This window comes from Roseateles cavernae (assembly GCF_040187885.1).
Classification (GTDB): Bacteria; Pseudomonadota; Gammaproteobacteria; order Burkholderiales; family Burkholderiaceae_C; genus Roseateles_E; species Roseateles_E cavernae.
In genome coordinates this window covers 1,427,038-1,442,818 of sequence record NZ_JBDPLH010000001.1, presented here as the reverse complement: position 1 = coordinate 1,442,818, position 15,781 = coordinate 1,427,038, and the positions used below count along the sequence as shown (strand labels likewise).

The window sequence follows — 15,781 nt, the reverse complement described above, 5'->3', positions numbered from 1 at the left end:
GCGAAGCCCTCGACTGTAGCACAGGTTTTTTGAGGCTTGCAAGTACTCGGCAGCAATTTCTTGTGAAGCGAGTACCAACAGAAGGTCCGCTACTGCATCAGGTGAGACAGCTTGCTCGCCGAGAAGGCGAGATCCGCAGCGCGCTGCGGATCTTCGCTGCCCAGCACCTCGGGTAGCGCAGCAGCCAGACGCGCCGCGTCGGCCCTGAGGATGCGCTGCTTGACCGAGGGGATCTGCGAGGGGTGCATTGAGAAATTGCGCAAGCCCATCGCCAGCAGCAAATCGGTGAAGGTGGCGTCGCCCGCCATCTCGCCACAGACACTGACAGACTTGCCGGCTGCTGTCGCCTGCGCAATCGAGGTCGAGATCAATTGCAGCACTGCAGGATGCCAGGGGTCGTAGAGATGAGCCACCGCCTCATCGGCCCGATCGATGGCCAGCGTGTACTGGATCAGGTCGTTCGTGCCAATGGATACAAAGTCCACATGGCGCAGCAGCAGCGGCAGCATGACGGCAGCGGCCGGTATCTCGATCATCACGCCGATATCGACTCGCGTGAACGCCTGACCGGCATCCGTCAGCTGCTGCTGCACCCGTTTGACGGCTTCCAGCACCTGGCGAATCTCGCCCAGGTGCGCCACCATCGGAATCAGCAAACGCAGCTTGCCGTAAGCGCTGGCCCGGTAGATGGCGCGCAATTGCTGCCGAAACATACTGGGCTCGGCCAAACTCCAACGGATCGCCCGCAAACCCATCGCCGGGTTCAGCACATGCTCATGCCGGAGCTCGCTGGCCGACATGCGATCCAGCGGCTTGTCAGCCCCGATATCGACCGTGCGAATCGTCACCGGCATGCCCCGCATTGCCTCGACCGCCGCACGATAGGCCTCGAACTGCTCATCTTCGCCGGGCAGTTCGCCCTCTCTATTCATGAACAGGAACTCGCTGCGGAACAGCCCAACGCCGGTGGCGCCCGCTTCGACGGCCGCCGGCGCATCGGCCGGCAATTCGATATTGGCCTGCAACTCGACCCGCTCGCCGTCCAGGGTCACGGCCGGTGTGTGCCGCAGCCGTGCCAGCCGGGCGCGCTCCAGCTCGCTCTGGCGCTGCCGGAAGCGGTACTCCTCCAACACGATGGGTGACGGATCGACGATCACCGCACCGGCATCGCCGTCGATGATGACCCAATCGTCCTGGCGAATCAGGCGCGAGGCCTCGCGCGTGCCGACCACCGCCGGAATGTCCATGCTGCGCGCAACGATGGCCGTGTGCGAGGTCTTGCCGCCGATGTCGGTAATGAAGCCGTGGAACACGCTGCGCTTGAACTGCATCATGTCGGCCGGCGCGATATCGGCCGCCACCAGCAGCAGCGGGTCCTCGCCGGCAAAGTCGCGCTGCACGACGCTGGCCGCACCGCCCGCCTTGCCCTGCTGGCGCGCCAGCACGCCCAGAATGCGCTCGACCACCTGCTCCAGATCGGCCTTGCGCTCGCGCAGGTAGTCGTCCTCCATCTCGTCGAACTGGCGCGCCAGCACCTCGAGCTGGGCCGACAGCGCCCACTCGGCGTTGTAGTGCCGCTCGATGATCCATTGCTTGGTGGCACCGGTCAGCGCCTCGTCGTGCATCAGCATCAGATGCACATCCAGCAAGGCCGCCAGTTCATGCGGCGCATCGTCGGGCAGATCGCGCTTGAGCGTCTCGAGCTCCTGCGCGACCTCGTCGCGCGCGCGCATGCAGCGCTGGATCTCGCTCTCGACACTGGCCGCATCGATGAAGTAATGCGCCACATCGACGCGGCTGGATGCCACCAGCACGGCGCGGCCGATCGCCACACCGCGTGAGACAGGAATGCCGAAGACCTGAAAGCTCATGCGTCGACTGTAGCAGCGGGGAAGCGGGTCACGGTTTCGTCATTCGATCGTCACCGGCACGTCACCGCCAGGCCCGAGCATGGAGCTCGTCAACCAACGACGAGGCCATCCATGAGGGATCTTCCGCTGCCCACCCTGCCCTTCTCGGATCTGCGCCCGCCCCTGGCGGAACGGAGGTCACTTCCACTGGAGCCGCAAGCTTCTGCACGGGCTCGCCTGGACGTGGCCTGGGCGCGCACGGAAGATGAAGTCCGCGAAGCACAGCGCCTGAGGTACCAGGTCTTCGTCGATGAGATGGGCGCCCGGCTGAGCGTCCCCAAGGGCGCGCCGGCCGGCCACGACATCGATATGTTCGACCCCTTCTGCGAGCACCTGCTGGTGCGCAGCGTCGAAGCCGACGGTCGCCCCGGCCCGGTCATCGGCACCTACCGGGTGCTGACCCCGGCGGCGGCCAAGCGTGCCGGCGGGCTCTACAGCGAGACCGAGTTCGACCTGACCCGTTTGCGCGGGCTGCGCTCGCGCATGGTGGAACTGGGCCGTTCCTGCGTGCACCCCGAGCATCGTTCCGGCGGCGCCATCATGGCGTTGTGGGGCGCTTTGGCCGAGTTCATGGTGCGCAATGAGCTGGACACGATGATAGGCTGCGCCAGCGTCAGCATGCGCGACGGCGGCCACTATGCCGCGGCGCTGTGGAAACAGCTGGAGCAAAGCCATCTGGCCGGCATCGAGTGGCAGGTGCGACCGCGTCTGCCCTTGCCAGTCGAGGAGCTGCACCGCAGCGAGACGGTGGCCGAGGCGCCGCCGCTGATCAAGGGCTATCTGCGCTGCGGCGCCCGCATCCTCGGCGCGCCGGCCTGGGATCCGGACTTCAACACCGCCGACCTGCCGATGATGATGCGCATCGCCGACCTGCCAGCGCGCTATCGCCGGCACTTCCTCGGCTGATCTGGGCCGAGTCGGAGGGCCTTACTGACCTTCGCCGAACTTGTCGTTCACCAGTGCGGTGATCGCCTCCTGGGCGGCCTGCTCGTCGGGGCCTTCGACCTCCAGCTCGACCTGCGACCCCATGCCGGCCGCCAGCATCATGACCCCCATGATGCTCTTGGCGTTGACGCGGCGGCCGTTGCGGCTCATGAACACTTCACATTGAAAACCGCCCGCCAGCTTGGTCAGCTTGGCCGAGGCGCGGGCATGCAAGCCCAGTTTGTTGCTGATGGTGAGGGTCGATTTGAGCATCGGCACTAGCTAGTCTTGTCGTTGATGGGTTCGGGCGCATGGCCCAGCACGATGCCTTTGGATCCGCCCTCGCTGGCGCGTTCGACCAGGGCATCGATCGGCTCGGCCGCATAGCACAGCGAGCGCCACAGCATCGGCACATTGACGCCGGCGATCACCCGCACATGGCCCTGCACATCCAGCAGCCGCTGGGCCGCATTGCAGGGCGTGGCACCAAACACATCGGTCAGCACCAGCGAGTCCTCATGCCCGGCAGCGGCCAGCAGCGCGCGCGCCTGGGCCTCCACCGCCTCGACCGACATCTCCGGCGTCACATCCAGCACCGCGAGCTGGGGCGCGCAGTTGGGGAAAGTATGCTCGGCCACCGCCTTGAGGGCGGAAGCCAGAGGGGAATGGGCAATCAGCAGGAGGCCGGACATGACCCCATTATCAGGGCTTCGCTGGCACGGAGCCGAGGCGGGTCTAGATGTCGAGCCGGAAGCCCGTCAGAAAGGTCTCCCAGGCCGCCTCGTCCGGCTTGGCCCCCAGCATCACCGCCTGGTAGACCCACATCCCGCGCGCGAATACCGCGACCCGGGCCTGCTGCTGCTCGGCTTGCAGGCCCTGCTGCAAGGCCTGTGGATTGGGCGTCATGCCCTTGACCTGCACCGCCTGGGCCGGCGCCGCACGGGCCTGCAGCCGTGCGGCCAGCGACTCCCGCATCTGTTGCAGCGCCGGCGCGACCTGGGCCGGGTCGTCGAGCTCGGCCCAGGTCAGCGAGAAGCTCAGCCCCGCCGCCTTGCAGGCCGCCAGCCCCATGCGGACCGGCTCGCGCCGTTCGACCTCGGGCTTGCAGGGGAACAGGGCCAGCACGCCGGCACCGTCGGGCCGCACCTCCCGCCAGTCCTGGCTCGGGCTGCAGGCACTCACGACGGCAAGCGGGGCGAGCAGCAGGGCAGGAGCGATTCTCATCGCCTCATTATCCAGGGGTGCTGCCGCACAATGTGCGCATGCAAGCCACCACCTCTCTCCCCCCAGGCGCGCTGAATGGCGTGCGCGTGCTCGATCTGTCCCGTGTGCTCGCCGGCCCCTGGTGCACCCAGACACTGGCCGACCTGGGCGCCGACGTGATCAAGGTCGAGCGCCCCGGCAGCGGCGACGACACCCGTGCCTGGGGCCCGCCCTATCTGAAGGACCGCGAAGGCAAGGACAGCAGCGAGGCCGCCTACTACCTGGGCGCCAACCGCAACAAGCGCTCGATCACGATAGACATCGCCCACCCCGAGGGTCAGGCCTTGATACGTGAGCTGGCCGGCACCGTGGACGTGGTGGTGGAGAACTTCAAGGTCGGCGACCTGGCCCGCTACGGCCTGGACGCGGCCAGCCTGCGCGCCCTCTACCCGCGCCTGGTGTTCTGCTCGATCACCGGCTTCGGCCAGACCGGCCCCTACAAGGACCGTGCCGGCTATGACTATGCGGTGCAGGGCCTGGGCGGGCTGATGAGCGTGACCGGCGAACGCGATGATCTGCCCGGCGGCGGGCCGCAGAAGGTGGGCGTCGCGGTGGCCGACCTGTTCACCGGCCTGTATGCAACGGTGGCCATCCTGGCCGCACTGCGCCATCGCGACGCCACCGGCGAGGGCCAGGTCATCGACATGGCCCTGCTGGACACCCAGCTGGCCATGCTGGCCAATCTGGGCTCCAACTATCTGTGTACCGGCCAGGCGCCCGGCCGCATGGGCAATGCGCACCAGAACATCGTGCCCTACCAGGTCTTCGAGGCCAGCGACGGCCATCTGATCCTGGCCGTCGGCAATGACAGCCAGTTCGCCAAGTTCGCGGAGATCGCGGGCCGCCCCGACTGGGCCGGCGATGCGCGCTTTGCGAAGAATGCGGACCGGGTCCGCAACCGCGAGTTGCTGGTGCCCGAGATCGCCGCCCTCATCAAGACCCGGCCCCGCAACAGCTGGCTGGCCGCGCTGGAGGCCGCCAAAGTGCCTTGCGGCGCCATCAACAACCTGGCCGAAGCCTTTGCCGACCCGCAGGCCCAGGCCCGCGAGATGACGGTGGCGATGGCTCATCCGCTGAGTGAACAGCTGCGCCTGGTGGCCAGCCCGATGCGTTTGTCGGCCACCCCGGTCAGCTATCGCCGGCCGCCGCCGCTGCTGGGCCAGCACAGCCAGGACATCCTGGCCGAGGCCGGGCTGGATGAGGTCCGGGTCGCCGCGCTGCGGAGCGCTGGCGTCCTGGGCTGAAGCCGGAGGCCACTCCCATCAGCGTGAGAAAAGTCTCGAATCGTCGCCAAACAACTGCCAACGGGCGCCAGCTATCCGCGTTTCCCCCGAGACGGGGGATGGACGCTGCTGCGGTGCCCCCGGACCATGGCGACCGCTCCCGGCCACCGTCCGGGCCCTGAACCAAGCGATCCGCAGCACCCCGCCCTCACCCGCCCTCATGCCCAGCCACACGCCCGCCCCGCCCGCTCCGGGCGCCGCCAACGACGCGGCGCAGGGGCCCAGCCATGCGCAATGGGCCGAGATCGTGCAGCAGCTGGGCGCCGAGATCGCCGGGCCGCTGAGCGCCGCGCTGGAGCGCATCCACAATTTGGTGGCCACCGGCCAGATCGACCGCCAGGGCCTGCGTTCGCTGCGCGAGAGCGTGGCCCAGGCCCGCGAGGCCGGCATGATGGGGCAGCAGCTGGCCCGGCTGGCCTCGGGGCGGCTGCGGCTGTCGCGCGAGCGCCTGCAACTGGCCCCGCTGCTGCGCAGCGTGCTGGCTCAGCGCAGCCGCGAGACCCAGGCACGCGGCATCCAGGTGCGCCAGGTGCTCAAGCCGGTCGAGGTGATGGCCGACGGCTCGCTGATGTTCGCCCTGCTCAATGCCTTGATGGACTGGGCCCTGGCCAGCACCCATTCCTCGATCGACCTGAAGCTCGACCTGACGCCCTGGCCGGCCAAGGCCCGCCTGGTCTGCCGCTTTGCGCATCGTTCGCTCGATCTGCTGGACGAGCAGCGCAGCGCCGAGCTGCCGCCGGTGCTGAACTCGCTGGCCTGGCGTCTGGTCGAGCAGACCGCGCTGACCCTGGGCGTGCTGCCGCTGCGCGAGGACGCCAGCGGCATCACGGTGCTGACCCTGGAATTCCCGCAGACCGTCGGCGACGAGCCCGGCACCGTCGCGCTGGACCCGCCGGTCGAGCCGGCGCGCGGCGTTGACACGCAACAACCCTCCCTCAACTCCAAGCCACTGGCCGGCAGCCATCTGCTGATCGTCTCGCCGCGACGCGAGCTGCGCGCCCAGCTGCAGGACGCGGTCCGACATATGGGCCTGATCGTCGACCTGGTCAACAGCATCGACGAGGCCGCGCAGTTCTGCCTGGAGGGCCTGCCCCATGGTCTGGTGTTCGAAAGTGGCCTGCGCGGCGCGGCCCTCGATCAGCTGCGTGCCGAGCTGCTGCGCGAGGTGCCGCAGTTCAGTTTCATCGAGGTGCTGGACGGCGAGCACCTGACCCAGCTCTCCACCGCCACCACCGACGGCATGGCCCGCATCTCGCGCCAGCACCTGGCCGACGCGCTGCCCTCGGTGCTGCTGTTCGAGCTGTCCAAGACCCTCTGACGCCGCCCGCAGCGGCGCTGCACTAAACTGCAGCGCATGAAGCTGCCTCGATTCCTCGCTCCTGCCGTGCTGCTGGCCGCCCTGGCCGGCGGCGGTTTGCTGGCCTACCAGAGCCTGCTGCAGCGCGAGACCGCGCCGGCGCTGAGCTATGTGCTGCTGGACGGCGCCAAGGTCGAAACCCGGCAGTGGCAGGGCAAGGTGATGCTGGTGAACTTCTGGGCCACCAGCTGCACCACCTGCGTGGCCGAAATGCCCGAGATCGTCGCCACCCATCAAAAGTACAAGGCGCGTGGCTTCGACACGCTGGCCGTCGCGATGAGCTACGACCCGCCGGCCTTTGTCGCCAATTTCGCGCAGAGCCGCCAGCTGCCCTTCGGCGTCGCGATCGACAACACCGGCGAGATCGCCAAGCAGTTCGGCCGCGTCCAGCTGACGCCCACCACCTTGCTGATCAACAAGCGCGGCGAGATCGTCAAGCGCTATGTCGGCGCGCCCGATTTCGCCGCCCTGCACCAGTTGGTGGAACAGCTGCTGGCCGAAGCCTGAGCCGGGCGGCACCGCCGCATGTCCCCCCGCCTGTATCGCGCCTCCTTCCGGCAACTGCTGCTGCTGGGCTTTCTGCTGATCGCCGGCCTGCTGGCCGCCGCTTCGCTGGGTGGCCTGTTCACCCTGGAACGCCTGACGGTGCAAAGCCGCAGCGCCGCCGAGCGCGCGGTGCAGCTGAGCAGCGCCGTGCAGCAGCTGGCCGAGCGCAGCGTGGCGATGGAGCGGGCCGCCCGCCAGTTCCTGGTGCTGGAAGACCCGCTGCTGCGCCGGCGTTTCAACGAGGCGGCCAGCGACGCCGAGGCCGTGCTGCAAGACCTGCAGGGCCAGCGACTGATTCCCGAACAGGCCCAGGCCTGGCGGGCCCAGCTCGATCTGATCCGCCGCCAGCTCGATGCCGCCTGGCGCAGCCGCAAACGCGAGCAGGACCTGACGGCGCAGTTCCGCGAGCTCGAGGCGCAGACCGTGGCCATCGCCGAGCAGGTGCGCCTGCACACCGAGGCGCGCAACCGCAGCCTGCAGGAGCAGCTGGAGCAGGGCCGGGTCCGGCTGGGCCAGCAGGTGCTGGGGGCGATCGCGCTGGCGGCGCTGCTCTCGCTGGCCTTCGGCTTCTGGCTGACCCGGCCGCTGCGCCGGCTGGAGCAGGCCATCGTCGGTCTCGGCGAGAACAGGCTCACCGAACCCATCAGCATCCAGGGGCCGAGCGACCTGCGCTCGCTGGGCCAGCGCCTGGATTGGCTGCGCCTGCGCCTGGGTGAGCTGGATGCCGACAAGGCACGCTTTCTGCGCCATATCTCGCATGAGCTGAAGACGCCGCTGGCGGCGCTGCGCGAGGGCGTGTCGCTGCTGGAAGACGGCGTCACCGGCACGCTGAGCCCGGACCAGCGCGAGGTCGCCCGCATCCTGCGCGACAACACGGCCACCTTGCAGCAGCAGATCGAGGCCTTGCTGCGCTTCAACGCCGCCGCCTTCGAGGCCGGCCGGCTGCAACGCCGCCGCACCGAGCTCGGCGCGCTGATCCAGGCCCTGGTCGAAGCCCAGCGCCTGCAGTGGCAGGCACGGCAATTGCTTATCGAGATCGACGGCGGACCGCTGGAGGCCGAGGTGGACCCTGACAAGCTGGGCACGGCCCTGGGCAATCTGCTGTCCAATGCGATCCGCTTCAGCCCGCCCGGCCGGGGCATCCGTTTCCATTTGTCGCAACAAGCCGGCCAGGTCTGCATCGACATTACCGACCAGGGCCCGGGCGTGGCCCCCGCCGACCGTGCCCGCGTGTTTGAACCCTTCTACCGTGGCGAGCGCCAGCCCGACGATGCCTTGCGTGGCAGCGGGGTCGGCCTGTCCATCGTGCAGGAATACATTGCCGCCCATGGCGGGCAGATCACGCTGCTGCCCACCGAGCCCGGCGCCCATTTCAGAATCACGCTACCGCATGCCAGTCCCTGACGTCCGCTTCCTGTCCGCCCTCGCCGTGAGCCTGCTGCTGGGCGCCTGCGCCCAGCCCAAGCCCGAAATCCGCGAAGTGCGGGTCCCGGTACCGGTGCCCGAGGTCCTGCCCGCCGACGCCGCAGCCCGGCAGCTGCTGGCCCAGCATGAGCGCCTGCTGAAACTGAGCGCGGCCGAGCTGGGCCAGGAGGTGGCGCCCCGCGAAGACGCCAAGCTGACGCCAGCCGCCGCCACCCAGCTGGCCCTGGCCCTGGCCCTGCATCGCAGCAATGGCGATCTGGTGCGCGCCCAGGGCCTGCTCGACCAGGTGCTGCGCGACCCCACGCCCGAAGCCCTGCCCTGGCAGCCCTTGGCGCGGCTACTGCAAGGCCGCCTGGCCGAGCAGCGCCGGCTCGAAGAGCAGATCGACAAACTCAACCAGCAGGCCCGTGACAGCCAGCGCGACAACCAGCGCCGGCTCGACCAGCTCAATGAAAAGCTCGAGGCGCTGAAGGCCATCGAACGCAGCCTCAACACCCGGCCGGCGGCGACCAAGCCATGAGTCACGGCGCCCGCCTGCTGCTGGTCGATGACGACGCCGACCTGCTGAAGCTGCTGTCGATGCGATTGAGCGCCGCCGGCTACCAGGTCACGGCGGTGGGCAGCGCCGAGGCCGCACTGGCCCAGATCGCGGTGCAGCGCCCGCATCTGGTGCTCAGCGATGTGCAGCTGCCCGGCAAGGACGGCCTGGCCCTGTTCGACGCGATCCGCGAGCGCCACCCGGCGCTGCCGGTGATACTGCTGACGGCGCACGGCACCATCCCCGACGCGGTCGAGGCCACCGCGCGCGGCGTCTACACCTATCTGACCAAGCCCTTCGACGGCAAAGCGCTGCTGGACACCATCGCCCAGGCGCTGGCGCTGGCCGCGCCCGAGGTCGACGCGCCCGAGCAGGACAGCGCCACCTGGCGCGCGCCCATCGTCAGCCGCTCCAATGTGATGGCCGAGCTGCTGGCCGAGGCCAAGCTGGTGGCGGGCTCGCAGGCCAGCATCCTGATACGCGGCGAGAGCGGCAGCGGCAAGGAGCTGCTGGCCCGCGCCATCCACAACGCCAGCCCGCGCGAGGGCCGGCCCTTTGTCGCGGTCAACTGCGGCGCGATCCCCGAGCCGCTGCTGGAATCCGAGCTGTTCGGCCACGTCAAGGGCGCCTTCACCGGCGCGGTGGCGAATCACCGCGGCCTGTTCCAGGCGGCCCATGGCGGCACGCTCTTCCTCGACGAGATCGGCGACATGCCGCTGCCGCTGCAGGTCAAGCTCCTGCGCGTGCTGCAGGAGCGGCTGGTGCGGCCGGTCGGCGCCAGCGAGGCGATCCCGGTCGATGTGCGCATCCTGTCGGCCACCCATCGCGACCTGGACGCGGCGATGGCCGAGGGCCAGTTCCGCGAGGACCTGTACTACCGGCTCAATGTCGTCACGCTGGCCCTGCCGACCCTGGCCGAGCGGCGCGAGGACATTCCGCTGCTGGCCCAGCACTTCCTGAGCAAGCTGGCCGACAAATACGACAAGCGCCTGAACGGCTTCGCGCCCGAGGCGCTGAAGGCGCTCAGCACCGCCGCCTGGCCCGGCAATGTGCGCCAGCTGCACAACGTCGTCGAACAGGTCAGCGCACTGGCCACCACGCCGCTGATCCCACTGTCCCTGGTGCAGCGGGCGCTGCGCGTGCCCAGCATGGAGGTGCTGAACTATGCCCAGGCGCGCCAGCGCTTCGAGCATGAGTACCTGGTCGGCCTGCTGAAGCTGACCGACGGCAATGTGGCCGATGCCGCCCGCCTGGCCGACCGCAACCGCACCGAGTTCTACCGCCTGCTGCAAAAGCATGGGCTGACGCCGGGCCTGTTCCGCACGGATGGCCCGGTCGCTGAATAGCGACAGCGCTTTTTCCTTGTGAATCAATCACTTGGCAAATAGACCCCGGGTCTTGTCGCCGCCCGGCGACACATTGACCGCCAAATTCCGGGCGAGAAAATTTAAGCTGTTGATTTAAAAGGGATTTTTCCTTGGTACGGGTCTTGCAGAAAGACCCGTATGCAGATTTCCTTTTCCCTATGTCACGCACTGGGCCTGTCGGCCCTGCTGGCCCTGGGTTCGGCCCAGGCTTTCGACTTCGAGGACGTCGCGGCCCAAGCGAAGCGGCAGGTGCTCAAGCCCTACCAGGCGCCGACCGACACGCTGCCCAGCGAGCTGAAGACCCTCAGCTACGACCAGCTCCGCGATATCCGTTTCAAACCCGAGCGTGCACTGTGGCGCGGCGAGAAGCTGCCCTTCGAGCTGGCCTTCTTCCATCTGGGCAAGTTCCAGACGCAGCCGGTGCGCATCAACGAAGTCACGCCTCAGGGCGCGCGGCCGGTCGGCTTCAAGCGCGAGGACTTCGACTACGGCAAGAACAAGCTCTCCTACCAGGGCTGGAGCGATCTGGGCTTTGCCGGCTTTCGCGCCCACTACGCGCTGAACAATCCGCAGTACAAGGACGAGCTGGTCGTGTTCCTGGGCGCCAGCTATCTGCGCGCCCTCGGTGCCGGCCAGCATTACGGCCTGTCGGCACGCGGCTTGGCGATCGACACGGTGGGTGGCAAGGGCGAGGAGTTTCCCCGCTTCACCGAGTTCTGGATCGAGCGTCCCAAGGCCGATGCCAAGACGCTGACGGTCTACGCCCTGCTCGACTCGCCACGCGCCAGCGGCGCCTACCAGTTCACGATACGTCCCGGCGGCAACACCGTGATGGAGGTGCGCAGCCGCCTGTTCCTGCGCGGCCCGGTCGCGACCCTGGCGCTGGCGCCGCTGACCAGCATGTATATGTTCGGCGAGAACCAGCCGCACCGGACCGACTTCCGCCCCGAGGTGCACGACTCCGACGGCTTGATGGTGGCCACCGCCGAAGGCGAATGGATCTGGCGCCCGCTGATCAATCCGGCCGGCACGCTGACCACCTCGTTTGCGATGAAGGGCCTGCGTGGCTTCGGCCTGATGCAGCGCGACCGCGCCTTCAGCAATTACGAGGACACCGAGGCCCGCTACGAGCAGCGCCCCAGCGCCTGGGTCGAACCGATCGGCGACTGGGGACCGGGCCGCGTCGAGCTGATGCTGCTGAACACGCCGGACGAGACCAATGACAACGTGGTCGCCTACTGGGTGCCCGAGAAGATGCCGGCCCCGGGCCAGCCGCTGGACTTCAGCTACCGCCTGCATATGCAGGGCGAGGCCCAGCAGCGCCCGCCCGGCGCCTGGGCGACGCAGAGCCGGGCCGGCCGCGGCTTCGCCGAGCTGGCCGCCAACGAGCAGCAGTTCATCGTCGATTTCCAGGGCCCGTCGCTGGCCAGGCTGCCGCCCGACGCCGCCGTCAAGGCCGTGCTCAGCAGCGATGCCAACGGTCGCATCACCGAGAGCAACACCTACCGCAACCCGGTCACCGGCGCCTGGCGCATGACCGTGCGTGTCCAGCAACTCCGCCCCACGCAAGCCACCGAGCTGCGCGGTTTTCTGCAACACGATGACAACGTACTGACGGAAACATGGAGCACCATCCTTCCCCCCCGCTGATGAGCAGCCGAGCGCTGCCGCTGAGCCAGACCGCGCCGCCCATGCTGCGCGGCTCGATGGCTCCCCGCCCCTGGGGCCAGCCCCAGCCCGACACCGATGCGCCCGTGATCGATGCCGCACCCTGGGAAAAAGCTGCGCAGCGGCGGCGCCGCGCGCTGATGTTCAGCGTGGTCGTCGCCACCGCGCTGGCCACCACGGTGCTGGCCCGTTCGCAACCGGCGCTGGCCGAGTCCGGCTGGCACTGGCTGCATATGGGCCTGTTCGCACTGCTGTTCGCCTGGGTCAGCGCCGGCTGCGTGACCGCGGTGATGGGCTTCTGGGTGACATTGCATGGCGATCCGCATGCGATGTCACGCCAGGGCACCGGGCTGCAGCCGATCTCGGCCGACGCCAAGACCGCGCTGATCATGCCGATCTGCAACGAGAACGTCGCCACCGTCATGGCCGGCCTGCGCGCCAGCTGCGAGTCGCTGGCGGCCTCGGGTGCACTGCGGCTGTTCGATGTGTTCCTGCTGTCCGACAGCAGTGACCCGGCCGTGCGCGCCGAGGAGCAGCGGGCCTGGGCCCAGCTGCGCGAACGCTTCGCCGGCCAGGGCCGCATCCACTACCGCTGGCGCGCCCGCCGCAGCAAGAAGAAGGCCGGCAATGTGGCCGACTTCTGCCGCCGCTGGGGCCGGCTGTACCGCTATATGGTGGTGCTGGACGCCGACAGCGTGATGAGCGGCGACTGCCTCTTGAGCCTGGTGCGCCTGATGGAGGCCCACCCGAGCGCCGGCATCATGCAGGCCGCGCCGCAGGCCTGCGGCCATGACACCTTGCACGCCCGCGCCCAGCAGTTCGCCGGCCGCGTGACCGGCCGGCTGTTCACCGCCGGCATGCAGTACTGGCAGCTCGGCGAGGCGCATTACTGGGGCCACAACGCCATCATCCGCGTCGAGCCTTTCATGAAGCATTGCGGCCTCGCGCCGCTGAACGGTCAGCCGGTGATGTCGCACGACTTCGTCGAGGCCGCGCTGATGCGCCGCGCCGGCTATCACGTCTGGCTGGTACATGACCTGCAGGGCAGTTATGAGCAGCAGCCGCCCCATCTGCTGGCCGAGCTGCAACGCGACCGCCGCTGGTGCGGTGGCAATCTGCAGAATGCCCGCCTGATCAGGGAGCCCGGCCTGCACCCCGTGCATCGCGCGATGCTGCTGACCGGCGCGATGGCCTATGCCTCGGCGCCGCTGTGGCTGCTCTATGTGGGCCTGGGCGCGGTGTTGTGGATGAATGGTGGCAACGACAGCTTTGTGCCGCCGGGTGGTTTCGGCATCGGCGTGCTGGGTCTGTGGACCGGCACGATCGCGATGCTGGTGCTGCCGCGCGTGCTGGGCGTGCTGGCGGTGCTGCTGAAGGGCGAGCAGTCGCAGTTCGGCGGCACGGCGGCGCTGTTGGGCAGCACGCTGGTCGAAGCCGGCATGTCGGTGCTGCAGGCACCGCTGCGCATGGCCGCGCACACCGTCTTCGTGATCGGAGCTCTGACGAGCCTGAAGCTGGAATGGAAATCGCCCCCGCGCGAGGCCAGCGACGTCAGCTGGCGCGAGGCCGCCGCGAGCTTTGCGCTGCCGGGCACCGCCGTGCTGGCGCTGTGCGCGCTGCTGGCCGCGCTGCAGCCGAGCACCTTGCTGTGGATCGCGCCGATGGCGCTGCCACTGCTGCTGGCCGTACCGATCACGGTGTTCAGCAGCCGGGCCAAGCTCGGTGCGCGGCTGCGCAGCGCCCGCCTGCTGCTGATCCCGGAGGAAACCCGCGCGCCGACGGTGCTGCGGCGCGCCTGGACTTATGCCTTAAGCAGCTGAAACCCCGGCCGCATGCGCCTGCTGGTCGGCGTGGTAGCTGGAACGCACCATCGCGCCGACGGCGGCGTGGCTGAAGCCCATCTTGTAGGCCTCTTCCTCGATCATCTTGAAAGTGTCGGGATGCACATAGCGGCGCACCGGCAGGTGGTGGCCCGAGGGGGCCAGGTACTGGCCGACGGTCAGCATGTCGATATTGTGGGCGCGCATATCCCGCATCACCTGCAGGATTTCTTCATCGGTCTCGCCCAGCCCGACCATGATGCCGCTCTTGGTCGGCACGCCAGGCACGGCTTCCTTGAAGCGCTTCAGCAGATCAAGGCTGAACTGATAGTCCGACCCGGGGCGCGCTTCCTTGTACAGGCGCGGCGCGGTTTCCAGGTTGTGGTTCATCACATCCGGCGGCGCGGCCTTCAGGATGTCCAGCGCGCGGTCGGCGCGGCCACGGAAGTCGGGCACCAGCACCTCGATCTGGGTAGAGGGGCTCAGCTCGCGGACCTTGGTGATGCATTCGGCGAAATGGCCGGCACCGCCGTCGCGCAGATCGTCGCGGTCGACGCTGGTGATCACCACATACTTCAGCCTCAGCGCGGCAATGGTCTTAGCCAGGTTCAGCGGCTCGTCGACATCGAGCGGATCGGGCCGGCCGTGGCCGACATCGCAGAAGGGGCAGCGCCGCGTGCACTTGTCGCCCATGATCATGAAGGTGGCCGTGCCCTTGCCGAAGCATTCGCCGATATTCGGGCAGGAGGCTTCCTCGCAGACGGTATGCAGCTTGTGCTCGCGCAGGATCTGCTTGATCTCGTAGAAGCGGGTGCTGGGCGAGCCGGCCTTGACGCGTATCCAGTCGGGCTTCTTCAGCATCTCGCCGACCGGCACGATCTTGATCGGGATGCGCGCGGTCTTGGCCTGGGCCTTTTGCTTCGCGGTGGCGTCGTAGTCGGCGGCGTCCTGCGCCTGGTGAATCACATTCTCGGTTGCCATGGCCTCAGCTCTTGTTATCAGCGCGACAACTGGGCGGCAAGCCGCTCGCCGAAGCGCTGGGCCACCGTGGGCCAGTCCGTAGAAACCCCGATTCTAGCGAGGTCGACCGTCTCCAGCCCTGCGTAGCCGCAAGGGTTGATGCCCAGAAAGGGTTGCAGGTCCATCGCCACATTGAGCGCGGCGCCGTGGTAGGTGCAGTGCCGGCTGACCTTCAACCCCAGCGCCGCGATCTTGCCCAGGCCCTTGAAGGGGTCCAGCGGGTCGGCCGGGCCGGTCAGCGCGCCATGGGCGCCGGGGTCGTCGAGCCGTACATAGATGCCCGGCGCGCCGCCGACGCGGTGGCCGGTGACGCCGAAACTGTCCAGGGTCTGTATCAGCGCGGCCTCCAGCCGGAACACATACTCCTTGACGAAGATGCCCAGGCGCTTCAGGTCCACCAGCGGATAGGCCACCACCTGGCCGGGGCCGTGATAGGTGACCTGGCCGCCGCGATTCGTCTGCACCACGGGAATGCCGCCGGGGTTCAGCAGATGGTCGGCCTTGCCGGCAAGCCCTTGCGTATAAGTGGGCGCGTGCTCACAAAGCCACAGCTCGTCGTCGGTGTCGGGGCCGCGCGCCTCGGTGAAATCGCGCATCGCCTGCAGGGTGCTCTCGTAGTCCACCCGGCCCAGTGTTTTCACAATCATGGCCATGATGGTA

Annotated in this window: 15 protein-coding genes; 9 read left to right on the top strand and 6 right to left on the bottom strand. The window is 68.4% G+C overall.

Annotation, left to right across the window (positions count from 1 at the left end; all coding sequences use genetic code 11):
- Window positions 1-89: 89 nt before the first annotated feature.
- Entirely contained in the window at window positions 90-1,871 is a 1,782-nt protein-coding gene (ptsP, locus tag ABGI63_RS06870; RefSeq protein WP_349741681.1) for a phosphoenolpyruvate--protein phosphotransferase, read from the bottom strand.
- A gap of 111 nt (window positions 1,872-1,982) precedes the next feature.
- On the opposite strand from ptsP, the gene ABGI63_RS06865 reads away from it, so the two are divergent.
- Window positions 1,983-2,816, top strand: coding sequence for a GNAT family N-acetyltransferase (locus ABGI63_RS06865; RefSeq protein ID WP_349741680.1), 834 nt, complete (start codon window positions 1,983-1,985; stop codon window positions 2,814-2,816).
- A gap of 21 nt (window positions 2,817-2,837) precedes the next feature.
- On the opposite strand, the gene ABGI63_RS06860 is transcribed toward ABGI63_RS06865, so the two are convergent.
- Genes ABGI63_RS06860 through ABGI63_RS06850 form a run of 3 tightly spaced genes read right to left on the bottom strand, consistent with a single transcriptional unit; the run spans window position 2,838 to window position 4,058 of the window.
- Complete coding sequence (locus ABGI63_RS06860; protein ID WP_137944126.1) at window positions 2,838-3,107, bottom strand: HPr family phosphocarrier protein; 270 nt, start codon at window positions 3,105-3,107, stop codon at window positions 2,838-2,840.
- A gap of 5 nt (window positions 3,108-3,112) precedes the next feature.
- The gene (locus ABGI63_RS06855) at window positions 3,113-3,526 is read right to left on the bottom strand and encodes a PTS sugar transporter subunit IIA (protein WP_137944127.1); all 414 of its coding nucleotides are present in this window, start codon (window positions 3,524-3,526) and stop codon (window positions 3,113-3,115) included.
- 43 nt (window positions 3,527-3,569) lie between these two features.
- Window positions 3,570-4,058, bottom strand: coding sequence for a hypothetical protein (locus ABGI63_RS06850; RefSeq protein ID WP_349741679.1), 489 nt, complete (start codon window positions 4,056-4,058; stop codon window positions 3,570-3,572).
- A gap of 38 nt (window positions 4,059-4,096) precedes the next feature.
- On the opposite strand from ABGI63_RS06850, the gene ABGI63_RS06845 reads away from it, so the two are divergent.
- From ABGI63_RS06845 to mdoH, 8 genes are all read left to right on the top strand, one after another.
- On the top strand, window positions 4,097-5,341 hold the full coding sequence (locus ABGI63_RS06845; RefSeq protein ID WP_349741678.1) for a CaiB/BaiF CoA transferase family protein: 1,245 nt from the start codon (window positions 4,097-4,099) through the stop codon (window positions 5,339-5,341).
- Between the two features lie 199 nt (window positions 5,342-5,540).
- The gene (locus ABGI63_RS06840; RefSeq protein ID WP_349741676.1) at window positions 5,541-6,698 is read left to right on the top strand and encodes a sensor histidine kinase family protein; all 1,158 of its coding nucleotides are present in this window, start codon (window positions 5,541-5,543) and stop codon (window positions 6,696-6,698) included.
- 36 nt (window positions 6,699-6,734) lie between these two features.
- A complete protein-coding gene (locus ABGI63_RS06835; RefSeq protein ID WP_137944131.1) occupies window positions 6,735-7,244 on the top strand; it encodes a TlpA disulfide reductase family protein in 510 nt (169 codons plus the stop codon).
- A gap of 18 nt (window positions 7,245-7,262) precedes the next feature.
- The gene (locus tag ABGI63_RS06830; protein WP_349741675.1) at window positions 7,263-8,687 is read left to right on the top strand and encodes an ATP-binding protein; all 1,425 of its coding nucleotides are present in this window, start codon (window positions 7,263-7,265) and stop codon (window positions 8,685-8,687) included.
- Window positions 8,674-9,228, top strand: coding sequence for a hypothetical protein (locus ABGI63_RS06825; protein ID WP_349741673.1), 555 nt, complete (start codon window positions 8,674-8,676; stop codon window positions 9,226-9,228). Before ABGI63_RS06830 ends, ABGI63_RS06825 begins: the two co-directional genes overlap by 14 nt.
- Window positions 9,225-10,592, top strand: a complete 1,368-nt coding sequence (locus tag ABGI63_RS06820) for a sigma 54-interacting transcriptional regulator (RefSeq protein WP_349741672.1) — start codon at window positions 9,225-9,227, stop codon at window positions 10,590-10,592. The genes ABGI63_RS06825 and ABGI63_RS06820 overlap by 4 nt, the downstream gene beginning before the upstream one ends.
- Window positions 10,593-10,751: 159 nt before the next feature.
- Window positions 10,752-12,263 (top strand): glucan biosynthesis protein G, encoded by a 1,512-nt coding sequence (locus ABGI63_RS06815; RefSeq protein WP_349741670.1) that lies wholly within the window; start codon window positions 10,752-10,754, stop codon window positions 12,261-12,263.
- Complete coding sequence (gene mdoH / locus ABGI63_RS06810; RefSeq protein ID WP_349741669.1) at window positions 12,263-14,101, top strand: glucans biosynthesis glucosyltransferase MdoH; 1,839 nt, start codon at window positions 12,263-12,265, stop codon at window positions 14,099-14,101. Before ABGI63_RS06815 ends, mdoH begins: the two co-directional genes overlap by 1 nt.
- On the opposite strand, the gene lipA is transcribed toward mdoH, so the two are convergent.
- Together lipA and lipB are read right to left on the bottom strand one after the other, a co-directional pair.
- Entirely contained in the window at window positions 14,090-15,082 is a 993-nt protein-coding gene (gene lipA, locus ABGI63_RS06805) for a lipoyl synthase (protein ID WP_349741667.1), read from the bottom strand. The genes mdoH and lipA overlap by 12 nt on opposite strands.
- 17 nt (window positions 15,083-15,099) lie before the next feature.
- Window positions 15,100-15,774: a lipoyl(octanoyl) transferase LipB gene (lipB, locus tag ABGI63_RS06800; protein WP_349741666.1), complete on the bottom strand. Its 675-nt coding sequence runs from the start codon at window positions 15,772-15,774 to the stop codon at window positions 15,100-15,102.
- Between the last annotated feature and the right edge of the window lie 7 nt (window positions 15,775-15,781).

What these genes read in the sequence shown, in the direction of transcription:
- ptsP (WP_349741681.1), bottom strand. Translation starts at nt 1,871, where the DNA reads ATGAGCTTTCAGGTCTTCGGCATTCCTGTCTCACGCGGTGTGGCGATC.
- ABGI63_RS06865 (WP_349741680.1), top strand. Translation starts at nt 1,983, where the DNA reads ATGAGGGATCTTCCGCTGCCCACCCTGCCCTTCTCGGATCTGCGCCCG.
- ABGI63_RS06860 (WP_137944126.1), bottom strand. Translation starts at nt 3,107, where the DNA reads ATGCTCAAATCGACCCTCACCATCAGCAACAAACTGGGCTTGCATGCC.
- ABGI63_RS06855 (WP_137944127.1), bottom strand. Translation starts at nt 3,526, where the DNA reads ATGTCCGGCCTCCTGCTGATTGCCCATTCCCCTCTGGCTTCCGCCCTC.
- ABGI63_RS06850 (WP_349741679.1), bottom strand. Translation starts at nt 4,058, where the DNA reads ATGAGAATCGCTCCTGCCCTGCTGCTCGCCCCGCTTGCCGTCGTGAGT.
- ABGI63_RS06845 (WP_349741678.1), top strand. Translation starts at nt 4,097, where the DNA reads ATGCAAGCCACCACCTCTCTCCCCCCAGGCGCGCTGAATGGCGTGCGC.
- ABGI63_RS06840 (WP_349741676.1), top strand. Translation starts at nt 5,541, where the DNA reads ATGCCCAGCCACACGCCCGCCCCGCCCGCTCCGGGCGCCGCCAACGAC.
- ABGI63_RS06835 (WP_137944131.1), top strand. Translation starts at nt 6,735, where the DNA reads ATGAAGCTGCCTCGATTCCTCGCTCCTGCCGTGCTGCTGGCCGCCCTG.
- ABGI63_RS06830 (WP_349741675.1), top strand. Translation starts at nt 7,263, where the DNA reads ATGTCCCCCCGCCTGTATCGCGCCTCCTTCCGGCAACTGCTGCTGCTG.
- ABGI63_RS06825 (WP_349741673.1), top strand. Translation starts at nt 8,674, where the DNA reads ATGCCAGTCCCTGACGTCCGCTTCCTGTCCGCCCTCGCCGTGAGCCTG.
- ABGI63_RS06820 (WP_349741672.1), top strand. Translation starts at nt 9,225, where the DNA reads ATGAGTCACGGCGCCCGCCTGCTGCTGGTCGATGACGACGCCGACCTG.
- ABGI63_RS06815 (WP_349741670.1), top strand. Translation starts at nt 10,752, where the DNA reads ATGCAGATTTCCTTTTCCCTATGTCACGCACTGGGCCTGTCGGCCCTG.
- mdoH (WP_349741669.1), top strand. Translation starts at nt 12,263, where the DNA reads ATGAGCAGCCGAGCGCTGCCGCTGAGCCAGACCGCGCCGCCCATGCTG.
- lipA (WP_349741667.1), bottom strand. Translation starts at nt 15,082, where the DNA reads ATGGCAACCGAGAATGTGATTCACCAGGCGCAGGACGCCGCCGACTAC.
- lipB (WP_349741666.1), bottom strand. Translation starts at nt 15,774, where the DNA reads ATGGCCATGATTGTGAAAACACTGGGCCGGGTGGACTACGAGAGCACC.